Raw genomic sequence first — 22317 nt, 5'->3', positions numbered from 1 at the left:
CACGTTAGCAAGCAATATTTCGAAGCCTCCAGCCACATAAACCAACCCTTCTATCAACGACACTTGCTTGACAGGTCTCGCAGCGGCTCACTGTCATCCCCCCTCGGCCTTGCCAACAACGCAACAGTGTCGTGGCGAACGCACCAATGCAAAAAAGCCGCTCCGGTCTCTCAACCGAAGCGGCTTTTTCATCTCGACTTCCGAACGGCGCTTACCTGCGCGCGCTTACATGTTCGGATAGTTCGGACCGCCGCCGCCTTCCGGCGTGACCCACACGATGTTCTGCGTCGGGTCTTTGATGTCGCAGGTCTTGCAGTGCACGCAGTTCTGCGCGTTGATCTGCAGACGGTCGCTGCCGTCGTCGTTCTTCACGAACTCGTACACCGCCGCCGGGCAGAAACGCGCCTCGGGACCCGCATAGGTGCGCAGGTTCACGTCGACGGGAGTCTTCGCGTCTTTCAGCGTCAGATGCGCGGGCTGGTTCTCTTCGTGATTCGTGTTCGAGATGAACACCGAAGAGAGCCGGTCGAACGTGAGCTTGCCGTCAGGTTTCGGATACTCGATCGGCTTGCACTGCGACGCGGGTTTCAGCATTTCGTTGTCGCGATGCTGATGATGCAGCGTCCACGGCACGTTGCCGCCCATGAGCTTCTGCTCGATGCCCACCATCAGCGTGCCGAGGTACAGGCCCTTGCCCATCCACTGCTTGAAATTGCGCGCCTTGTACAGCTCGGTGTAGAGCCACGACTGCTTGAATGCTTCGGGATACGCCGCGAGTTCGTCCTGCTGACGACCCGCCTGCACGGCGTCGAACGCGGCGTCGGCGGCGAGCATGCCGGTCTTGATCGCCGCGTGCGAACCCTTGATGCGCGAGACGTTGAGAAAACCCGCGTCGTCGCCAACGAGTGCGCCGCCCTTGAACACGAGCTTGGGCAGCGACATCAGGCCGCCCGCCGTGATCGCGCGCGCGCCGTACGAGACGCGCTTGCCGCCTTCGAGATATTTGCGGATCTCGGGGTGCGTCTTGTAGCGCTGGAATTCCTCGAACGGCGAGAGATACGGATTCTGGTACGCGAGGCCCACGACAAAACCCACCATCACCTGGTTATTGTCGATGTGATAGAGGAACGAGCCGCCGTAGGTATCGCTTTCGAGCGGCCAGCCGGCCGTGTGAATCACGAGCCCCGGCTGGTGCTTCGACGGATCGATTTCCCACAGTTCCTTGATGCCGATGCCGTAGACCTGCGGATCGGCGTCGCGGTCGAGCTTGAGCTTTTCGTTGAGCTGGCGTCCCAGATGCCCGCGCGCGCCTTCGCAGAACAGCGTGTATTTCGCGTGCAGTTCCATGCCGAGCTGGAAATTCTCGGTGGGTTCGCCGTCCTTGCCCACGCCCATGTTGCCGGTGGCGACGCCTTTCACCGCGCCGTTCTCGTCGAAGAGAATTTCGGCGGCCGGAAAGCCCGGGAAGATCTCCACGCCCAGCGCCTCGGCCTGCTGACCGAGCCAGCGCGTGACGTTCGCGAGGCTGATCACGTAGTTGCCGTGGTTCTTGAAGTTGTCGGGCAGAGCCCAGTTCGGCACGGCCTTCGCGCCCGTTTCGGAGAGAAACAGGAACTTGTCCTCGGCCACGGGCACGTTCAGCGGCGCGCCTTGTTCCTTCCAGTCGGGGAAGAGTTCGGTGATGGCGCGCGGGTCCATGACCGCGCCCGAGAGGATATGCGCCCCGATTTCCGAGCCCTTCTCGAGCACGCACACGCCGATCTCGACGCCTTGTTCTGCCGCCCGTTGCTTCAGGCGGATCGCCGCGGAGAGCCCGGCCGGGCCGCCACCGACGATCACCACGTCGTATTCCATCGACTCGCGGGGACCGTATTTTTCGCACAGACGCAATGACGACTCGTCGCGGCCATTTGGTGTAGTCAAGATTTAACGCTCCCAGAAGAAATTTTTCGCTCGTTCTGCGCGTCTTAATCGAGTTCAGCGACCAGGCTGGGAATCTCGCTGAACAGATCGCCCACGAGGCCGTAATCGGCCACGCTGAAGATCGGCGCTTCTTCGTCCTTGTTGATGGCGACGATGACCTTCGAGTCTTTCATGCCTGCCAGATGCTGAATGGCACCCGAGATGCCGACGGCCACATACAGTTGCGGCGCGACGATCTTGCCCGTTTGACCGACCTGGAAGTCGTTCGGCACATAGCCCGCGTCCACGGCGGCACGCGAGGCGCCGAGGGCCGCGCCGAGCTTGTCGGCGAGCGGCTCCAGCACTTTTGTATAGTTCTCGCCGCTGCCCAGACCGCGGCCACCCGAAACGATGATCTTCGCGCTCGTGAGTTCCGGGCGATCGAGCTTCGTGACTTCGCGGCTCACGAACTGCGAGAGACCCGAATCCGCTGCCGCTTCGATCTTTTCCACCGAGGCGCTGCCGCCTTCCGCCGCGACCGGGTCGAAGCCCGTTGCGCGCACGGTGATGACCTTGATCGGATCTTGCGATTGCACGGTCGCAATCGCATTGCCCGCGTAGATCGGGCGCTCGAACGTATCGGCGGAATCCACTGCGGTGATGTCGCTGATCTGCGCAACGTCGAGCTTCGCGGCGATGCGCGGCGCGACGTTCTTGCCTGCGGCCGTGGCGGGCGCGAGGATGTGCGAGTAGTTCTTCGCGATGCTTAAAACCGTCGCTTCGACGTTTTCCGCGAGACCTTGTTCGAGTTGCGGCGCATCGGCGAGCAGCACCTTCGCCACGCCTGCGATCTTCGCGGCGGCGTCGGCGGCGGCCTGTGCGTTGTGGCCCGCGACCAGCACGTGCACGTCGCCACCGATCTTCTGTGCTGCTGCAACCGTGTTGAGCGTTGCAGCCTTGATCGTAGCGTTGTCGTGTTCAGCAATAACCAGCGTTGTCATTTTTCAGCTCCCCTTACAGCACCTTGGCTTCGGTCTTCAGCTTCTCGACCAGCGTCTTCACGTCCGGCACCTTCACGCCCGCGCTGCGCTTGGGCGGTTCGGCGACCTTGAGCGTCTTGAGACGCGGCGTGACATCCACGCCAAGATCTTCAGGCTTGATCGTCTCCAACGGCTTCTTCTTTGCCTTCATGATGTTCGGCAGCGTGACGTAGCGCGGCTCGTTCAAACGAAGATCCGTAGTCACCACAGCGGGCAGCGTGAGCGAAAGCGTTTCCGCGCCGCCATCGACTTCACGCGCGACCGTGGCCTTGCCATCGGCAACCGTCACTTTCGAGGCGAACGTCGCTTGCGGCAGATTCGCGAGCGCGGCGAGCATCTGGCCGGTCTGGTTCGAATCGTCATCGATGGCTTGTTTGCCAAGAATAATCAACGAAGGTTGCTCTTTATCGACCAAAGCCTTCAGCAATTTAGCCACCGCCAGCGGCTGCAAATCCTCGCTCGACTCCACGAGAATCGCACGGTCCGCGCCAATCGCGAGCGCCGTACGTAGCGTTTCCTGCGCTTGCGTCACGCCGCACGACACGGCGATCACTTCGGTCGCCACGCCCGCTTCCTTCAAACGCACCGCCTCTTCAACGGCGATCTCGTCGAACGGATTCATCGACATCTTCACATTGGCGATATCCACACCCGTGCCATCCGACTTCACACGGACCTTCACGTTGTAATCCACTACGCGTTTGACTGGCACAAGGACTTTCATTTTGGCAACTTTTCAAAATTTCAAAGAATGCATAGTTCGGCACGAAAGCATTCGTCGCGCTGATACACCCGCATCACCTATCCACCCATCGTGTCTGCGGGTTTTGACTGCCCAATAAAACACACTGACTGAAACGACCAGCGGTCGCCTCAGTCAGCGAGCGGAAACCCCATCGATCGAACAATGGCGCTTAGACCTCGAAGCGCGACGCGATCTAGAAGCGATGACGAATCGCGAGTCGAACGAGAACCTGCTTATTGGTCGACGAATCGCCCAGATTACTGATATTGGCAACCGCGCTTTTTCCGAGCGAGTTTTGCCCAGAAGCGATCTGGTAGCCGATCGCGCCGTAAAGCTCGGTACGCTTTGACATCACGTAGTCCGTCGCCCACGAGATCTGGTTGTAATGCTGATTACCGGCACCGCTATCCCCCGCTTTGCCGACGGCCGTGCCCTTCAGATAGTCATAAGCCAATCCTGTCGAAAGAAACGGCGTGAACTTGTACGAGATGGCAACATCGAAATTGTGGAATTTAGCCGCGTTTTTCTGAAAGCCCGAGCCAAGATTTCCGTATTCGGTGTTCGAATACGAGCCGGCAACTGACCACTTGTCCGTCAGCGCGTAGCTAGCGGCGATCATGGCGACCTGATAGGACTGCGCAGTCTGATACCCGGAGTTGAGCGAACCGCTCAGGTTCGACGCGCCACTCTGGTTGTCGGTAAACAGACCTTTGCCGGCCGTGGCTGTCGGATTCTTGAAGAACTCGTACGCTGCTCCGACCTTGAGTCCGCCAGCCGTGTAGCCTGCGCCCAGCGAATAACCGCTTTGCGATGTGAAATCACCCGCCACACCGCCCAGGCTGTACAAGCCGCCGAACGTAAAGCCCCTGAAGGACGGGCTCATGTAGCGAATGGTGTTGTTCCAGCGGACCGAGTTCGCTGCATTGTCCAGATCGCCCGGGTGCACAGACGTCGGGCCGCCCATCAGCGCATATCCCGCCAGAAACTCCGGGAAATAGAAGACCATGTCGTACTGACGACCGAAGGTCACACTTCCGTACTGCGCATTCTTCAAGCCCACGAACGCTTGCCGGCCGAATAGCGTGTTACCCTGCGCCGCCTGCCCGTTGGGCATATTGATGCCTGATTCCAGCGTGAAAATGGCTTGAGTACCCGCGCCGAGATCTTCCGTACCCGTGACGCCCCAGCGGCTGCCGTACGGACCCGACAGTGAGTCCATCGACACTTTCTGACCCGCACCCACCTTACTCTGGTAATGCAGTCCCTCGTCCAGAATACCGTAGAGCGTCACCGACGACTGCGCGTGCGCGAACAAGGGCACTACGCTCAAAACAGTCAACGCGTATTTCTTCATGTTAAGTCTCCAACTCCTCGTTTTTAGATTTAGTTGTACTACGTATAGACGACAACAATCATCCGCGCATTGAAGTGCACGAACCAGTATCGAATGGGTTCGACCGAAGCAATAATGCTCTACACGGTCTTTTCGCTCTTCATGTGACCGGCTCTGAATAGCACCGGTAGAGACCCCAACGCCGCCACATGAGAATTGCTATCTCACGACTGGGATTCCGCTCAAACAGCTTCGTCGTATTTCTTGCCCATCTCCATTAATTCAGGCGTTCCTATCATTTCATTGAGCGCATCGAAATCCAGCATGCGATCCTGCCAGGGCAAGGTGGTCTTGTGTTGATGCAGGCTGCCGTAGTAGTCCCGGAGCATAAAGGCGGCCGCCCGTGCCGTACCACCCGGAAAGATCACGATCCGGAAGCCGATCAAACTCAGTTCGGCCGCACTCTTCACCGGCGTCTTGCCACCTTCGACCATGTTGGCCAACAACGGAATACGGTGTGCAAAGCGGTCGCACGCTTCCTGCATCTGCTCAGGAGTACGAAGTGCTTCAATGAAAATGGCATCGACACCGCAATCGAGGTACGTCTCGGCCCGCTCCAGCGCTTTCTCGAAGCCTTCGACAGCCAGTGCATCGGTGCGCGCGAGGATCAAGGTCTGTTCCGAATGGCGGGCGTCGAGCGCCGCGTGCAGCTTGCCGCGCATCTCGGCTGCCGGAATAACGCCCTTGCCATTGAGATGACCGCAGCGCTTCGGGAAGGTTTGGTCTTCGAGCTGAATCATCGCGGCACCGGCGCGCTCGAAAGCGCGCACCGTGCGCTGCGTATTGAGTGCGTTACCGAAACCCGTGTCACCATCCACAATCACAGGCGTGTTGATGCGCTCCGTAATACGGGAGAGGGTGTCGGCCACTTCGGTTGCGGTCGTCAAGCCTACGTCCGAGCGACCCAGACGCGTATAAGCAATCGATGCGCCGGACAGATAAAGCGCGCCAAAACCTGCCTGCTCGGCAATCAATGCGGTAAATGCGTCGTAAATGCCCGGAGCCAGCACCGCCTGATCCCCACGCAGTTGTTCCTTCAAGCTTTGTTTCGTCATGTTCAAGCGTCCTGAATTTGAGTTGCGGCGGTCCCGCCAGCCACCCACCCGCCACCAACGGCGCTGAGGAGACCGTTGCCCGACAGATAACCCCATACCTCGTTACCCGATACGCCACGTGCCGCGCCCCCGGCGGCCAGCAGATTCGGGAAGGGCGAACCTTCTTCGCGCAGCACCCGGCAGTCCGCATCGACATTGAGGCCGCCTTGCGTATGGAAAAGCGCGCCCGTCACTTTCACTGCGTAGTACGGCGCCTGCAGCGAACGCTTGAAAGTGCGGCCAAAGGAATCGGTAGCACCTGCCGCGATTCCATCGAGTGTTCGCTGAATCGCTGCCACTTCGCAGCCGATCAACGCGGCCAGCGCCGCCACGTCGTCGGCGCGGCGTAACGCACCGGCCTTCTCGGCTTCCATGTAGTCGGGGAACGTGCGAGCGAGCGCCAGCACGGGTTCGTCGAATACATTCCAGGCGATGGTACCGGGCTGCGCGAGCACGCCAGTCGCGGCTTCGGAATAGCCGTTGTTCTCGTTCTGGAAACGCTCGCCGCGCGCGTTGATCTGCACACCGCCCTCCATCATCACGGCCCACGTCATCAGCGCACCCTGAGGCGTGATCCAGGAACCGTGCCCCTGATAGCCGCCGAGATCGGCCATTTGCGCTTTGAGCGCCGTTCCCCACGCGATCGCCGAGCCATCATTGCCGGTATGTCCCGCGAACGTGGCATCGCCCATCACCGGAAGAAGCTCACGCACCATGGCGGCATTCCCGCCGAACCCGTTGCACGCCAGAATCAGGACTTCGCATGCGACGTGGGCGATCGCGCCGTCCGGCGATGCGTAGCCGACGCCCAGGACCCGGTCGTCTTCGTCGAGCCAAAGCTCGCGCACGATCGACTCCACCAGCACGTCCGCGCCGGCCGTCGTAGCGGTGCGCTCCAGACACGCCATCAGCGCCGCGCCTGTGCGCTCGGGTGTCGTGTGCATACGCCGCGCGCGGTGGCCAGGGTAAAGAAAGCCATCGAGAATTTCGAACTTGACGCCGAGGCGCTCTAGCGTGTCAACCGCTCCGGTTACGCCGCGCGTGTATGCCTGGACCAAATGAGGCGCCGCTTGTCCGTGCGTTTTTTCGGTCACGTCTTCCGCGAACAGCGCTTGGGAATCCTCAATGTTCAGTTCACGCTGAAGCCGCGTTTCCGCCGCCGGAATGAAACCCGACGACAATGCGGTGGATCCGCTCGGCACCGAATCGCGCTCCAGAAGCAGACAATCGATGCCCGCTTCGCGCAGTCGAATGGCTGAAGTCAGACCGCAGGCGCCCGCCCCGACGATCACGGCAGGAACGACCGGCGTCTCCTCCGGCATTTCGGCAGCACGAACGATACGTGCAGGATGTTCCGAAAAATTGAATGTCATCTCACAGTTCCTTCGGCGCTTTGCCAAAACGCGCCCGCAGTTGATTGAGCAATCCACCGGCTGCCGCCATTTCCAGCAGAAATGCCGGAATGGTCTCGCAGTCCAAAGTTTGGCCGTCGGCACGATGTATTGCCGGGCTCGTTCCCTCGAGTTTCAGGCTTACGGCTTCACCATCGTGCAGAAGCCCGGCGTCGGCGCACGTAATCAGGAGGAGACCGAGGTTGAAGGCGTTACGAAAGTACAGGCCGTTAAACGACGGCGCGATCACGGCCCGCACCCCGAGTCGCACGAGAGCGCCGGCCGCCTGTTCGCGCGAAGAACCGATGCCGAAGTTCGGACCGGCCGCGATGACGTCGCCCGCACGAACTTGCGCGGCGAACTCAGGCCGTACCACTTCCAGGCAATGCGGTGCGATGCCGTCCAGCCCGAGCTTCATGTAGGCACCGGGAGCCAGCTGGTCCGTGTCGATGTCCGCGCCCACGGCCCAGACACGCGCGTTCTGAATGCTATTCATGCTCATGCCAGCACCTCGCGCGGATCGGTGATACGGCCTCGCAGGGCCGAGGCCGCAACGGTGTACGGAGAGGCGAGATACACCTGAGCGCTTGCCGATCCCATACGCCCCTTGAAATTTCGAGCCGTGGTCGCGATGACGTTGGCATGGTCGGGAATACTGCCGCCATAACCGGAACACGCGCCGCACGCAGTGGGCAGCACTTCCGCGCCCGCCTGCCGCAGCACCTCCATGACGCCCTCCGCCTCGGCCTGTTGCTGGTCCTGAACGCTGGCCGGGGCGACCATCAACCGCACGCCGGCCGCGGCGCGCTGACCCGCCAGCACCTTGGCGGCAGCGCGCAGATCGTCGAGCTTGGCGCCCGTACACGCGCCGATGTAGGCCGCCTGCACGGCCACGTCCTCGTAAGCATCGACGGGACGGGTGTTGGCCGGGCTATGCGGAGCCGCCACCTGCGGCGCCAGTTCGGCGGCATTGAAACGATGCGTCGTTGCCTCCGCGCCCTCGTCGCTTTGCCATGGGTCGACCTCGACGTCATTCACGCCAACACCGCGCAGCCACTCGCGCGTAGTCTCGTCCGCCGCGATCAGCCCCACCTGGGAGCCCATTTCCGCGCTCATATTCGACAGGGTCATGCGCTCCTGCATCGACAGCGCGCGCACGGCCTCGCCGCAGAACTCGATGGCTTGATACTTCCCGCCATTCATGCCGAACCGGGCGATCATGTGCAACGCCATGTCCTTGGCCGTCACGCCGGCCGGCAAGCGACCGTCCCACTGCATGCGAATGGTCTCGGGAACACGCACCCATATTTCTCCGGTGACGACGACACCGAGCATTTCAGTGCTGCCGACGCCGAACATATAAGCACCGAACGCGCCGCCGGTTGGCGAATGCGAATCTCCGCCGACACAGAACATGGAAGGCCGAATGTGACCTTTCTGCGGAAGCACCACGTGGCAAATGCCTTCACTATCGTAGACGTGAGGCAACTTCTGTTCGGCTGCCCATTCCCGCGCAATACGCACGATCCGGTGGGAGTCTTCATCTTTCGCCGGCACGTAGTGATCCATCACGAGGACGATCTTCGACTTGTCCCACACTTGCGCCCCCAACTCCTCCAGCATGGGTTTGAGGCGACGGGGTCCGGAGGAATCATGGAACATCGCGAGATCAACCTTGCAGTTGACGATTTCGCCCGGCGTCACATGCGGACGACCGCTGGCCCGGGCGATCAACTTCTGGGCCAAGTTGGCAGGGAGAGTCATAGAGAATCGGAAACGTACTCTTTTAGTCGGTGGTGCTTCTCGCAGGCACCTTGATTGATTCTGGGCTGAATTTACGTCGGCCGTTTCACGGCAAAATTTCACCCTCTGCGACGCGTGCATCGATGTCGCCGAATTGAGTCAGCTCCATTTGATACTCGTAGCGATCAGGCCTGTACAAGCCGTGAAGCAATTGCACGGGATGGTCGGTGTTGTCGTACACCAACCGTCGAACGGATAGCAACGCCGCACCAATTGCCACATCCAGCTCCGCAGCGACCGTTGCATCGGCCTGGCTGGCCGAAATCGTCTGACGTGCCCGCCCCCATTCCACGCCCGTCTCCTCCAGCAGTTGAAGCAGCGGCTTGCGGGCGACATCGGCGCGCGTGAAATCCTTTGCACGCTCAGCAGGCAGATAAGTGGTGATAAACGATACCGGTCCGGCATTGCTGCTACGCGTACGCACGATCTTGCGCACGTCCGCCCCTTCCGCGACCTGCAACGCCTGAGCCAGCATCGGCGAAGCCCGGATCACGCTCCACTCGAGCACCTTGATGGAGGTCCGGCGGCTTGCCTGAACGATGTTGTTCAGCAGTCCGCCCAGCCTCAGATTGACGTTGTCGGCTTGCGCCGCGGCGTCCTGCTGCTCCGCTCGCGGCGCCGGCCAGGTGCCCCGCCCAGCTTCGCGGATGATCAGGCGCTCGTTGACCAACTGCTCCAACGCACGGCGCACCGTGACGCGGCCAACGCCGAACTGTTGCGCAAGTTCCTTTTCAGGCGGGACGCCATCGTCATAAAGACCTTCATCCAGCTTCTGCCGGAGGACGAGGTAGATCTGGTGGTATTTCGGAAGCGGAAGCGAGTCCATTGCCGTTCTTGCTGCCGTAGCCGGTGCGGAGCGTGCCTGCGTATTGCGCATCACACAGAATCCCTGGTAGTTCTCGCGAGCGTGGAGTCGCGCAAGAAGTGATGAATGATCGTGAAATAGTTTATTGTTCCAACGATAGGACAGCTTTGTTAGACTGTCAAGCATGGACCACGCAGATCGTCTTTTACAAGGAGGAGAACACATGGAGTATCTCGATCGACTCGGCACCTTCGGCGCCGGTCTGCAATATGCCAATCTTCCCCAGAACGTGCGCCAGCAACTCGGGTGGGTGCTCGTCGACACCGTGGGCGCGATCGTGGGCGGCTCGGCCGAGCCCGAACTGCGCGCCATGGCCCAAAGCGTTGCCTGCGGCAGCGGTTCGACCTTGATCGGGCTTGGCGCGAAGGCCAGCCCGATGGAAGCCGCGCTGATCAACGGAACCGCCGGCACCTTCCTGGAAATGGACGAGGGAAACCGCTTTTCGCGGGGCCATCCCGCGATCCACGTCCTTCCCGCCGTGCTCGCGCTGAGCGAAACGCAAGGCGCCGACGCGCATCGCTTTCTGGCAGCCTTTGCCGTTGGCTATGAAATCGGCTCGCGTTTCGGTGCCTCGGCGCAGTTGCGCGACGCCATGCACGTGCACGGAACGTGGGGCACGCTCGGCGCGGCGGCGGGAAGCGCGCGCGTGTTCGGCGCCGACGCCGGCGCCTTGCGCGAGAGCTTCAACGTGGCGTCCTCCATGACCATCGCCACTTCGAAAAAAACCATGCTGCAAGGTGGATTGGTCCGCAACGTCTATGCGGGCCTGTCCAACAGCAACGGCCTGCTGGCCGCACAGCTCGTTCGCTGCGGCTTCCAGGGCGAAGCGGATGGCCCCGCCTCGCTGTTCGGCGAAATCGTTTCGGAGCGTTACGATCAAGTCGCGCTACTGCGTGGATTGGGCGACGAATGGCACCTCATGCAGAACTACTTCAAGCTGCATTCGTGCTGCCGCTACAACCACGGCACGCTGGATGCGCTCGACATGCTCGCGCAACGCAACTCGCTCCCCGCAGCCGCCGATATTTCGTCGATCGAAGTGACGACCTACAAATACGCGGCCGAACTCACCGATCCTGCGCCGCGCAACACGCTGGGCGCCAAGTTCTCGGTGCCCTTCGCGGTGGCCACGCGCATTGTGAACGGGAGCAGCGGCTTGTCCAGCTTCACGTGGGACGCGATTCGCAATCCCGAGGTCCTCGCGCTGGCTGCCAGGGTATCGGTTGTCGAAGACCCGTCCATGACGGCGCGATTGCCTCAGGAACGCCCGGCGCGCGTCCGCATTGTCCACAAAAGCGGCCAGTTGCACGAAGCCGAGGTCGGCACCAATCGCGGCGACGACACATCGCCCTATACGACGCAGGAACTGTCGAGCAAATTTATCGACCTGTGCGAGAGAGTCTGGTCGCGTTCGCATGCCGACGCGTTGCTCAATGCCACGCTCGCCTTGAGCGAGGCGAAGTCCGGCGAGACGGCGAGCTTCTCGACCTGGCTGGACATGCTGAACCGCCGCGCCGATCGATGACGTATCCGCGTCACTACCGTGACGAATCTCTGACACGACCTCGTCTTTCGCTTCATATGGCAAATCGCGGACGATGCAAAGAGTCAAATGTTCTATTGACAGCATAATAAACCGCTCGCATCATGGTCGTCACGTAGTCTTCGCGCCCCCGGCTTGCTCGACCGGCAAGCCCGCTGCGCGCCCCTCACACTAAAATTATTCGAGACTTTCGCATGCAAACTTCCAACAAAACCGCCCGTCAGTTGTTCGAGGAATTCAAGGCGAATCCCACCCGTAAGCGCTTCGGCTTTGGCCGCATGCCCGCCCTCATCAACGTCGATCCGCAAAAGGCTTATACGAGCGTGGGTGAATTCGCCACGGCGTATGAAACCGACCCGAAGCAGATGGAATACACGAATCAACTCGCCGAGGCGTTCCGCGCCAAGGGATTCCCGGTCGTGTGGACCTATGTGGCTTATATGGATTCGGGCGAGGACTGTGGCATCTGGGGCACGCGCAGCAACACGCCTGATTCGCTGCAAAACATCAAGGTGGGTTCGGCCCGTTCCGAATTCGACCCGCGTCTCGTGATCGACCCGAAGCGCGACATCATCGTCAACAAGCGCATGGCGTCGGCGTTCTTCGAAACGAATCTGTCCTCGATCTTCACCTTCCACGGCGTGGATACCGTGATCGTCACGGGCGGTTCCACTTCGGGCTGCGTGCGCGCCACGGTGGTCGACAGCCTGCAACGCAGCTTCCGCACGATCGTGGCCGAAGAATGCGTGGCCGACAAACACGAAAGCCCGCACTTCGCGAACCTGTACGACATGGCCGTGAAATACGCCGATGTGCTTTCCGTGCACGAGATTCTCGAATCCATCGCCAAAATGCCGGGCAAGGACGCATGATGAAACGCGATCCGAATTTTTACGACTATCTGCCGTACGATGCGCGGCCCAGAATCGAATGGCCGAACGGTGCAAGAGTGGCTTTCTGGGTTGCGCCGAACGTCGAATTCTATGAACTGAATCCGCCGCGCAATCCGTCGCGCGCCGCCTGGTCGCGCCCGGCTCCCGACGTCCAGAACTACTCGTATCGCGACTACGGCAATCGCGTTGGCTTCTGGCGCATGCTCGACGTGATGAAGCGCTGCGGCATGCGCGGGTCGGTTTCGCTCAACGTCGCCATGTGCGAACACCATCCCGAAGTCATTGCGGCCTGCGCGGAGAACGGCTGGGAATTCTATTCGCACGGTACGTACAACACGCGCTACCTGATGGGTATGGATGAAGCGCAGGAACGCGCTGTCATTCAGGATTCGATCGATACGATCAAGAAGCACACGGGCCAGAAGCTCGATGGCTGGCTGGCTCCGGCGCTCACCTACACGGATCGCACCATGGATCTCGTGGCGGAAATGGGTCTGACTTATGTCTGCGACCTGTTCCACGACGACCAGCCGGGCCCGGTCAAGACGGCGAAAGGCAAGCTTGCCTCGATTCCTTATTCGCTCGAAATGAACGACACCATCGTTTATAACGTGAATCAGGTTTCGCCCCGCCGTTACGGCGACATCATCAAGCGCCAGTTCGATCGCCTGTATCGCGAAGGCGAAAAGTCGGGCACGGTGATGTGTATTCCTTTGCATCCCTATCTAATTGGCCAGCCGTATCGACTCGCCGCGTTCGAAGAAGCGCTTCAGTACATCACGGGCCATGACAAGGTGTGGCTGGCGACCGGCCGCGAGATCGCCGAGCACTTCAACACTCACTACTACGACGCCTTCGCGAAGGCTGCCCATGCTGTCGGAGAAGCACCATGAGCCTCGACCAGGAATATCTGGAATACCCGCTGCGCCGCTACGGTATGGATCACGAGCGTTACGACTGGTCCATGCTGCCGCAACGTCAAGGCGTCAAGTGGGGTAATGAAAACCGTGTGGCGCTCTGGATCGTCCCGGCTCTCGAATGGTTCCCGCTGAACATGCAGGGCAAGCCGTTCAAACCGATGGGTGCGATGCAAACGGCTTACCCCGACTTTCGCCACTACACGCTGCGCGATTACGGCAACCGCGTCGGTATCTTCCGCATCATGGAAGCGCTCGAACAGTACGGGCTCAAGGCCAGCGCCGCCATGAACGCGGCCGTGGCGGTGCGTTATCCCGCGCTCGTGAAAGCCTGCGTGGATCGCGGCTGGGAAATCGTCGCCAACGGCCTCGACATGGATCATCTGCATCACGGCGGCATGAGCGAGGAAGAGGAACGCGGTTTGATTGCGAAGTCGCTCGATATCCTGCGCAAAGCTTCGGGTCAACCGGTTCGCGGCTGGTTGAGTCCGGCCAAATCGGAGTCATGGAACACTCCGGATCTGCTGAAGGAAGCGGGCGTCGATTACGTGTGCGACTGGGTCAACGACGACATGCCGTATCCGATGAATACGCGTGCCGGCGAAATTCACTCGATGCCGCATCCCATCGACATCGACGACGCGACGATCCTGGTTCAGAACCATCACACCGAGGACGACTTCCGCGATCAGTTGATCGACCAGTTCGATGTTCTCTACAAGGAATCGAGCGCCGATAACGGCCGAGTCATGGCTATCTCCCTGCATCCGTGGGTGATTGGTCAGCCGTATCGCATTCGTGCCCTTGAAGAAGCGCTCGCGCACATCACTCGCCATCGCGGTGTGTGGTCGGCTACGGGCAGCGAAATTCTCGACGCCTGGAAGGCCGGACAGTCCGCCCGATGAACTACGCCGGTGCGCTGAAGCACCGGCGTTTCAAGTTACCGTTCCCCTATTTCCATGACTGAATCCGCAAAAAAAGTGCGCCGCGTTCTGGTGGTCGTGCCGTTCGCCATGAGCAGCGAAAATCTTGCGCTGCGTGAATCGCAACTGCAAGGACTTCAATTCGGCGACGACATCCGCTTCGAATATCGCGCGGTCAAGTCGGGCCCGGCGAATTACGCAAGCCATCACGATTTCGTGCTGGCCGACGTGGCCAATTTCGAAGCCGGTTGTCGTGCCCAGGACGAAGGCTACGATGCCGTGTGTATCGACACGATGAGCGATTCGGGCGTCCACGCGCTGCGCTCGGTTCTCGATATTCCGGTATTCGGCCCCGGCAAGGCTTCGATGCTGACCGCCTTGATGCTGGGCGACAAGTTCTCGATCCTCACGATGGCGAGCCACTGGAAGCCCTTGTACAAGAAGGCGCTGGACGAACTCGGCATGCATCACAAGTGCGCGTCGGTGCGCGCGATCGAAGCGCCGACCAATAATCAAAGCCTGTTGTCGGGCAAGGAAGACGAGGTGTATCCGCGCCTTCTGGAAGCCGCCATGAAGGCGATCGAGGAAGACGGCGCGGAATGCCTGATTCTCGGCTCGACCACCATGCACCAGTCGCACGCATGGCTTCAGCCGCGTCTTCCGGTGCCGATCATCAACCCCGGCCCGCTCTCGTACAAGATCGCGGCTTCCATGCTCGATCTGAATCTCAAGCACAGCGCGGTCGGATATCCTCGCCCGCAAAACCCGCGTCTGGATATGCTGGGCGCAATGATGGATGCAGGCGCGAAGAGCCTGGCAGGCGGAAGCCGCTGAGCCGCTTCAGTTTTTCGAGCCTTATATTAAGGATTACCGATCAAAAATGTGTTTCGGAAATTGAACGACTAGCGTCACCCGAGTTGTCGCCAGAATCCTTGATCGCTGCGATCGTTACCTGACGGATGCAGAGAAGGAGACGAACGATCAATGCAACCCTTGCCGAACGTGGACAAGAAACGAATGCAAGGGGTTGACCCGTTGATCGTTGGCTGCACCGTGTCGTACAGGTGAATTAAATAACAATCTTGAAGGAAGCTTTTATGAGCTACGTTGCAGAATCCCCGTCCGCACAGGGGAGCAAAACGGTGAAATGGATGGCGCTGCAGATTGCCGTCGTCATTCTCTGTACGGTCATGAACGGTCTGGATGGCATGGACCTGCTCATCGTGTCCTATATCGCGCCGGCCATGGCGTCGGACTGGCACATCAGTCTGGCCCAGCTCGGCGTCGTATTTTCGGCGGGCATGACCGGTATGGTTCTCGGCTGTATCGTCGTTGCGCCCTTCGCCGACTCGTGGGGTCGCCGCCCCATCATTCTGCTGGCCCTGGTGCTGATGACACTCGGTTCGCTGGGATCGGGCCTGACCCACGATCTCACTGTCTTCTCCGCCATGCGCGTGTTGACCGGGCTGGGTCTGGGTACGCTGCTGGCTTCGGTCGGCGCACTGGTTAGCGAATACGCGCCGCCGGGCCGCCGCAGCCTTGCAGTCGGTTTCTTCCAGGCGGGCTATCCCGTTGGCGCCGTGCTGACCGGTATCGCCGCGATTTTCGCTATCCCGGCCTTCGGCTGGCAAGCGACCATGCTCGGCGCGGCAATCATCACGCTCGTTCTGCTGCCTGTCGTGTGGATCGCACTGCCGGAGTCGATCGCCTTCCTCGAATCGCGTCAACCGAAGAATGCGCTGCAGCGCTCGAACGCCCTGCGTGCGCGCCTGGGTATGCAGCCGATCACCGCACTGCCCGCGCGGGAACAGAAAGGCAATCTGCCGAAGCCCAAAGATCTGTTCAGCGCCGAGCTGTTCAAGGGCACCATTGCGCTGTGGATCGCGACATTCCTGAGCTACGGCGTGCTGTACTTCCTGATGAGCTGGATTCCCAAGATTTCGGTGATGGCCGGCCTGAGCCAATCCAACGCGATCTGGGCGGGCAGCCTGACCAACCTCGGCGGCGTATTCGGCGACGTGATCATCGGCTACCTGGCGATCCGTCGCGACATCGGCAAGTTGATCGCCCTGTTCTTCTTCGTCTGCTCGGGCATGATGATGCTGTTCGTTCATCACATGCCGCTTGCGGCAACGCTGCTTACGGCGTTCGGCATGGGCTTCACGCTGATGGGCGGATTCAGCGGTTTCTACTCGCTCGCGGCGCTGATCTATCCCGTGCGTCTCCGTAGTTCCGGCATTGGCTGGGCCGGTGGCTTTGGCCGCTTCGGCGCCATCCTCGGACCGATGATCGGCGGCGCACTGCTTGCGGCGAAGACCCCGCTGTCCACGACGTTTGGCTACTTCGCGATTCCCCTCGTTATCTCCGGCGGCTTCGCTATGCTGGCGACGTTCTTCGGCCCGAAAGCGACCGATTGATCCAGGTTGCCGGTGCCGCTCTCCGAGCGTCTCATGCCTTCGGTACGCTGGCGCGATCCAGCGCTTTCAAAGGCGGTTTTATTCGGGACGGCGGTACCTCACGAGACGGCAGAGCGCGCTAACAGTCGCGCTCTGCCGGGATTCGATCGATCACACCGGTGCGACCTTTTCGTTGGTCAAAACCGGCTTGCCTGACTCGACGTGAGACAAGCGCTCAAGTCGAGCTTATTGAGGTGCGTCGCGGCGTAACATCCGGGGCGAATCGAGGCGCAATACTAAAACTTGTTGACCAGACCCACGGCGACCACAAACTGCTTGCCCGTGGACGACGGCGTGGCGTTGAATCCGTCGCCCACGGTCGCGGTCGCATTGACGACATGGCCGCTGCCCGCCGTGCCGAGCGTCTGGCCCAACGCACGCGTATAGCCCTGCAATGCGTAAAGCAACGTGCGCTTCGAAAGCGTGTAAGACTCGGCGACCGTCACTTCGTGATAGCGCGCGCCATCGGTGATGCCGTTCGCGTCCGACGCCTTCGTGTAGTTGTAGCCCGCCGAGAACGTGAGCGCGGGCGTGGCCGCCCAATGCACGAGACCGCCGAATACGTTGAAGATTTCGGTGTCGTGGAAACTCGACGCAATGCCCGAGATGTATTGCACGTTCGAGTACGACGCGTTCACGCCCACCGTCGACGTGATGTCGTATCCCGTTGTTACGGCAATACGCTGCTGCGCTGCTGCCGTCTGATAGCCGTTGTTGACGGTGGAAATGCCCGGCAGGCCCGCGGAATTCACGGTGGAATCCGTGCCCCACGCGCCACCGCCCGGCGTCGCATTGTTCATGCGAAAAATGCCCGCCGCGATGCCGAACGGTCCATGTGCGTACTGAACCGCACCGCTCCACGCCGACCCGCGATTGAACGCACCCGCCACGCCGCCAAAGCCGTATAACGCACTGAACGTGAGTCCGTTCAGATTCGGCGACGTATAGACGAGTGCATTATTCACGCGATACGTCGTGTCGAAACCGTCGATATCGCCGGGGTGCGCGCCCACACCGCCGGTCAGGTATTTGATCTGCGCGTAGGGAAACAGCAGCAGGTAATACGGCGTGTACTGGCGGCCTGCCGTGACCGTGCCGTAGTGGTCGTTGCCGAGACCCACGTACGCTTGCCGCCCGAAAATACCGCCCAGCGAGAGGCCGCCGTTATACATCGTGAAGCCGGATTCGAGCCAGAAGATCGCATGGTTGCCCGCGCCGAGGTCCTCGATCCCGTGAAAGCCGAGGCGGCTGCCAATCCACACGCCCGAAGTCGCGCGCACCGCCGAGTGACCGTTACTGTTAGAGCCGAGCGTGGTCTGGCTGTTGCCGTACGAAAGACCGCTATCGACAATACCAAACAGCGTCACGGTGCTCTGTGCGAACGCGGGCGTCGCCGCCGCGAGCGCGGCGACCGAGAGCGCGACGCGCGAGGTCGTTTTTTTCATCTGTGTCTCCTGTTGTGATTCTGGTATTTACTTCGTCATCCTGATAATTTTCCACACCCATTCGGCGTGATTTGACGGTCTGCCGTGCGAGCCGGCAGACCGTAGCCGCCCTCAAGCCTGCACTGGCACCAGCGACTTGCGCCGCATGAGCAGCACGACCACCGCGAGCCCCGAGATCAACTCGAAGCCTGCGGCCACCATCAGCACGGGTGAGAAATCCCAGCCCGCGCCGACGAGCGCACCGCCGATCGCCGGACCGATCATGCCGCCGATCTTGCCCGCACCCTGCGCCCACGCCACGCCCGTCGCGCGCAATTCCGGCGGCGAGATCGACGAACACAACGCGTTGAGCGTGCCCCAGCCGCCGTTGTAGAGGAACCCGAGCACCGCGAAAGCCAAGCCCGCCCAAACCGAATACACGTCGATCGATGCGATCACCGCCACGGCCACGGCAGCGCCGCACAGATACGCGGGCACCACTTTGGCCGCGCCAAAGCGGTCCATCACAAAGCCGCTCGTCGCGGTGCCGATCACACCCGCGATCGAACTCATCGCCATCAAGCCCGCAATATGCTGCATTGGCATGGCGCGCGTGGTGTGCAGGAGCGTGGTCGTCCACGAGTTGTTCATGTAGCTGAAAATGCCGGTGGCGAGATACGCCATCCACAGCAGCAGCGTCGCGACGGTGCGGCCGCTCCTCAGCAGTTCGAACGGCGAGACGCGCGCGCCCTGCTTTTCCGAACGCCGCGAATCGTAGCGATGATTCTCGCCCGCTTCGAACGAAGGATCGAAGCGCCGCAGCGTGCCCGCAATGGACGGATCGTGCGGATTGCGCAACGCGCGAAACTGCACGGATTCGGGCATCCAGACGGCGATCACGACCGCCGCCACGAGCGGCAGTACGCCGCCCACCCAGAACGCCGCCTGCCAGCCGAACGGCAGGATCCACGCCTGCACGCTCGCGCCGATCAGATTGCCGCCCGCATAGCCGCAAAACACGACCGAAACCGCCGCTGCGCGATATTTCGCCGGAGCGAATTCGGCGGCAAGCGTAATGACGGAAGGAATCAGCGAACTGAAAAACAGCGCCGCCACGAAGCGCATGGCCACGAGTTCGAACACGGTCGTCACCTGCGAAGTCGCGATGGTGAGCAACGCGAAGATCGGCATGGCGACGAGCATCACGCGCCGGCGGCCGAAGCGGTCGAGCAGCGGCCCCGAAGCAAGCGTGCCGATCAGCAGCGCAAGCTGTTGCAGCACGAACACCTGGGTGAGATCGGCGGGCCGCACGTGCAGGCCGTGCGCGAGTACGGGCAAGATCAGCCCCACCATGAAAATGTCGTAACCGTCGATCAGGATCGCGGCGGCGAGCATCAGCACGATGAATACATGCAGCCACCTGAGCGGCTGTTGCCCGAGAAATTTGTCGACGTCCGTCGTACTGCTCATGTCTTCCTCCAATGGTCTCTGCGTACCGTTTTTCTTGAATCCGTGGGGCACCCTGCGCGACGCTCAAGGCGGGTCCGCGTGCGTGCCGAAGCGCCGTACGGCCCACTCTTGCAGCGCGCGCAATGCGTCGGCGTCGGTGGCCGCCGCTGCCGCCACGTCCACCCATTGCCGGTCTGCATGCGCCACGACGAGGCGCTCCGCTTTTCCGCGTATCGCGTTCGCATCGAACGGCAGATCAGGATCGCCGGGACCGTCCGACACGTCGATCTCATGCCGCTCGCCGTTGGCGCTCACGCTCACGTGCGCGGGCCATTTATGCGGATACAGCGCGTCGAGCGAAGCGTCGGCGCTGACTGTCACTCCGCGCGCGAAATCGAGCCTCGCCGGCGACCACGCAACCGATGAACGGTCGGCATCGTCGAGCGCACGCGGGCACAACGCCGCGAGCGCAAGCTGCCCCGGCGCGCTGACAAAGCTCGCGAGCCGCCCCGCGTCGGGTGCTTCGCGCACGATCATCGCGGCATAAGCGCCCGGCACACGCAGCGTGACCGCATCGATCGACTCCGGCGCAATGCCTCGCACCATCAATTGCTGCAATCCGGCGATGGCGGCCATCGTCTGCTTCGCGCCCGGATGCGGCTTCACGCTCGTTTGCGCGCGCACGTTGCCCGGCAAACCGGCGTCGAGCCAGTGCGCGTGCTCCGCTGCCGGATCGAACCGATGCAGCCAGTTCGCGTCGAGCAGCGCCGTATCGGCATGAAACCCGCGCTGCGCCGCCAGCGCCGCGAGGCACCCGGCACGCACCGCTGCGCCGAACAGCAGCCAGCGGCCCGGCTGCACCGCCGGCGTGCGGCCGATGGGCGGCGGCGTCTGCGCGAGCGCGAGGGCCAGCGCGTGCTGCATCTCGCGTTCGCCGAGATTCAGCATTCTGCCTGCCGTTGCCGCCGCGCCCAAGGGCGCAACCGTAAGCGACGGCCACCAGCCGCGCGCCAGCATGCGCGCGCCGCCGAGCGCCATCGCGAGCCGGATCGCCAGTTCCTCGCCCACGTGCAGCGCATCGGCCAGACGCGACGCTTCGGGCCGTGGCGCGCCGAACGCGAGCGCCGCCGGCACGACGATGGCGCTCGCGGTGACCGCGCTCGGCCGATGGATATCGTCGAGTTCGGTCAAACGGATCGTCGCCGCCAGCGTGGCCGCGAGCGCGAGCGTACCGCCCTCGGCCGTTGCCTGCGCGAACTGCGCGAGCGCCTCGCCGTCCGCCGTGCGCGCGCCGGCCAGCAGCGCGATCGTCGTATCGGCAAGCTGACGCGACGTGGCCGCGCGATCCGGCGCCGAGGCATGCACGGCGAACGCCGCCCACCGCGCGAGAATGCCTTCGTCCATGGCCGTCATACCGTTGCGGGAGCAACGATTCCGCTGCCCGTCAACAGTGTCGCACTTGCGCGCCACGGACCGTCCGCGAGTGCGCATTCGACGCTCAAGGTGCCGAGCGTACCGGGCGCACAAGCTTCGCTGACGTCCCTTTGCGTGGCGACAACCTCAAGCGGATAGACGCCCGAACACGCCTCGAAGGTCCACGCTTTCACTTCGCCTTCAGGCGGCGCGGGCAACGCGCGTGCTGGCTCGAAACGAGCCGCCGCTGCCGCGAACCACGCATCCAGTTGCGCATAACGATCCGCGCGAACCTGCCCGAAGCAACGCGCCAGACGCACCCACGCGCCCTTGTACGCCACCGAGATTTCGAGCGCGTAACGTTCGCCGAGCGGCGCGTCGCTTTCCATGCGCCGCAACGGTGCATCGTCGCGATAATCAGGCGCGATGCGCAGCAGCACTTCCTCCGCACCCGCCCAGCGCGCTGCGCGATCGACGGCCGAAAGCACATCGGACGCGCGAGTCGCATCGGCGGGAATCTGCGCCATTGCCTGTGTGCCGATAACGATCGCCCTGCGGGCGAGCGCGATTTCCGCTTCGTCGGCGGGCTGGCGCAGCGCGGCGTACAACTCGCTCGCATCGGCGATTGCGTCGGCGCCGAACGCGTGAATCAACGCACCGCCCACCGACCACGGCAGCGTATCGAGCCCGATCACACCCATGCGAAAACCGCTTTGGCCGAACGCCTCGCGCAGCACCTCGACCGTTTTATCGCCCAGACGCGGCGCCACCTTCACGTCCGCGAGATGCGAGACCTCGCGAATCCACGGATGCACGCGCTGCGTGAGCGACGCGAGCAGCGTGGGTTGTCCTTCGCGCGTGAGCACCGCGAGCGCCTCGCTCCAGTACGGCACGAAATGCGTGAGCCACTGCACCGCCGAAGGCTGCGCGAACGACGTGTACGCCAGTATCGCGTCGATGTTCTGCTCGCGCATGGCCTGCTGCACGCGCTGCACACGGCGCTCCAGCACGGCGGGCGCGACTTCGTCATGGTCCCAGCCGATCAATCCTCGACGCATTCCGTCAC

General features: G+C 61.9%; 19 protein-coding genes. 6 read left to right on the top strand and 13 right to left on the bottom strand.

Annotated features, from left to right (window positions below; all coding sequences use genetic code 11):
* Positions 1-225: 225 nt before the first annotated feature.
* The 9 genes from FAZ98_RS30950 to FAZ98_RS30910 all read right to left on the bottom strand — a co-directional run bounded on the left by FAZ98_RS30950 (position 226) and on the right by FAZ98_RS30910 (position 10194).
* On the bottom strand, positions 226-1854 hold the full coding sequence (locus FAZ98_RS30950) for an electron transfer flavoprotein-ubiquinone oxidoreductase (RefSeq protein WP_158958635.1): 1629 nt from the start codon (positions 1852-1854) through the stop codon (positions 226-228).
* Between the two features lie 113 nt (positions 1855-1967).
* On the bottom strand, positions 1968-2903 hold the full coding sequence (locus tag FAZ98_RS30945) for an electron transfer flavoprotein subunit alpha/FixB family protein (protein ID WP_158957442.1): 936 nt from the start codon (positions 2901-2903) through the stop codon (positions 1968-1970).
* A gap of 13 nt (positions 2904-2916) precedes the next feature.
* On the bottom strand, positions 2917-3666 hold the full coding sequence (locus tag FAZ98_RS30940; RefSeq protein WP_158951018.1) for an electron transfer flavoprotein subunit beta/FixA family protein: 750 nt from the start codon (positions 3664-3666) through the stop codon (positions 2917-2919).
* 214 nt (positions 3667-3880) lie between these two features.
* The gene (locus FAZ98_RS30935; protein ID WP_158957441.1) at positions 3881-5041 is read right to left on the bottom strand and encodes a porin; all 1161 of its coding nucleotides are present in this window, start codon (positions 5039-5041) and stop codon (positions 3881-3883) included.
* A gap of 221 nt (positions 5042-5262) precedes the next feature.
* The gene (locus tag FAZ98_RS30930) at positions 5263-6135 is read right to left on the bottom strand and encodes an isocitrate lyase/PEP mutase family protein (RefSeq protein ID WP_158957439.1); all 873 of its coding nucleotides are present in this window, start codon (positions 6133-6135) and stop codon (positions 5263-5265) included.
* A 2-nt stretch (positions 6136-6137) separates the two neighbouring features.
* On the bottom strand, positions 6138-7547 hold the full coding sequence (locus FAZ98_RS30925; RefSeq protein WP_407672166.1) for an FAD-dependent oxidoreductase: 1410 nt from the start codon (positions 7545-7547) through the stop codon (positions 6138-6140).
* A 1-nt stretch (position 7548) separates the two neighbouring features.
* On the bottom strand, positions 7549-8061 hold the full coding sequence (locus FAZ98_RS30920) for a LeuD/DmdB family oxidoreductase small subunit (protein WP_233273023.1): 513 nt from the start codon (positions 8059-8061) through the stop codon (positions 7549-7551).
* 2 nt (positions 8062-8063) lie between these two features.
* On the bottom strand, positions 8064-9329 hold the full coding sequence (locus FAZ98_RS30915) for a 3-isopropylmalate dehydratase large subunit (RefSeq protein WP_158957435.1): 1266 nt from the start codon (positions 9327-9329) through the stop codon (positions 8064-8066).
* Positions 9330-9414: 85 nt separating this feature from the next.
* Positions 9415-10194 carry a GntR family transcriptional regulator gene (locus FAZ98_RS30910; protein ID WP_158957433.1) on the bottom strand — a complete coding sequence of 260 codons (780 nt, stop codon included), beginning with the start codon at positions 10192-10194 and terminating at the stop codon, positions 9415-9417.
* 202 nt (positions 10195-10396) lie between these two features.
* On the opposite strand from FAZ98_RS30910, the gene FAZ98_RS30905 reads away from it, so the two are divergent.
* The 6 genes from FAZ98_RS30905 to FAZ98_RS30880 all read left to right on the top strand — a co-directional run bounded on the left by FAZ98_RS30905 (position 10397) and on the right by FAZ98_RS30880 (position 16926).
* Positions 10397-11758, top strand: coding sequence for an MmgE/PrpD family protein (locus FAZ98_RS30905; RefSeq protein WP_158957431.1), 1362 nt, complete (start codon positions 10397-10399; stop codon positions 11756-11758).
* Between the two features lie 212 nt (positions 11759-11970).
* Positions 11971-12648, top strand: coding sequence for an isochorismatase family protein (locus FAZ98_RS30900; RefSeq protein ID WP_158957429.1), 678 nt, complete (start codon positions 11971-11973; stop codon positions 12646-12648).
* On the top strand, positions 12645-13562 hold the full coding sequence (locus tag FAZ98_RS30895; RefSeq protein WP_233273022.1) for a polysaccharide deacetylase family protein: 918 nt from the start codon (positions 12645-12647) through the stop codon (positions 13560-13562). The genes FAZ98_RS30900 and FAZ98_RS30895 overlap by 4 nt, the downstream gene beginning before the upstream one ends.
* A complete protein-coding gene (locus FAZ98_RS30890) occupies positions 13559-14491 on the top strand; it encodes a polysaccharide deacetylase family protein (protein ID WP_158957427.1) in 933 nt (310 codons plus the stop codon). Before FAZ98_RS30895 ends, FAZ98_RS30890 begins: the two co-directional genes overlap by 4 nt.
* 54 nt (positions 14492-14545) lie before the next feature.
* Positions 14546-15343 carry an aspartate/glutamate racemase family protein gene (locus FAZ98_RS30885; RefSeq protein ID WP_199272493.1) on the top strand — a complete coding sequence of 266 codons (798 nt, stop codon included), beginning with the start codon at positions 14546-14548 and terminating at the stop codon, positions 15341-15343.
* Positions 15344-15606: 263 nt separating this feature from the next.
* Positions 15607-16926: an MFS transporter gene (locus FAZ98_RS30880; RefSeq protein ID WP_158957425.1), complete on the top strand. Its 1320-nt coding sequence runs from the start codon at positions 15607-15609 to the stop codon at positions 16924-16926.
* Positions 16927-17201: 275 nt separating this feature from the next.
* On the opposite strand, the gene FAZ98_RS30875 is transcribed toward FAZ98_RS30880, so the two are convergent.
* The 4 genes from FAZ98_RS30875 to FAZ98_RS30860 form a co-directional block, all read right to left on the bottom strand.
* Positions 17202-18410, bottom strand: a complete 1209-nt coding sequence (locus FAZ98_RS30875) for a porin (RefSeq protein WP_158957423.1) — start codon at positions 18408-18410, stop codon at positions 17202-17204.
* A gap of 111 nt (positions 18411-18521) precedes the next feature.
* The gene (locus tag FAZ98_RS30870) at positions 18522-19859 is read right to left on the bottom strand and encodes an MFS transporter (RefSeq protein ID WP_158957421.1); all 1338 of its coding nucleotides are present in this window, start codon (positions 19857-19859) and stop codon (positions 18522-18524) included.
* A 63-nt stretch (positions 19860-19922) separates the two neighbouring features.
* Positions 19923-21242 carry an MmgE/PrpD family protein gene (locus FAZ98_RS30865; RefSeq protein ID WP_158957419.1) on the bottom strand — a complete coding sequence of 440 codons (1320 nt, stop codon included), beginning with the start codon at positions 21240-21242 and terminating at the stop codon, positions 19923-19925.
* 5 nt (positions 21243-21247) lie between these two features.
* The gene (locus FAZ98_RS30860) at positions 21248-22309 is read right to left on the bottom strand and encodes an aminopeptidase P family N-terminal domain-containing protein (RefSeq protein ID WP_158957417.1); all 1062 of its coding nucleotides are present in this window, start codon (positions 22307-22309) and stop codon (positions 21248-21250) included.
* Positions 22310-22317: the final 8 nt, after the last annotated feature.

It is taken from the genome of Paraburkholderia acidisoli, from assembly GCF_009789675.1.
Taxonomy (GTDB): domain Bacteria; phylum Pseudomonadota; class Gammaproteobacteria; order Burkholderiales; family Burkholderiaceae; genus Paraburkholderia; species Paraburkholderia acidisoli.
Note: the sequence above shows the minus strand (reverse complement) of the source record. Positions and strands in the feature narration are given on the sequence as shown.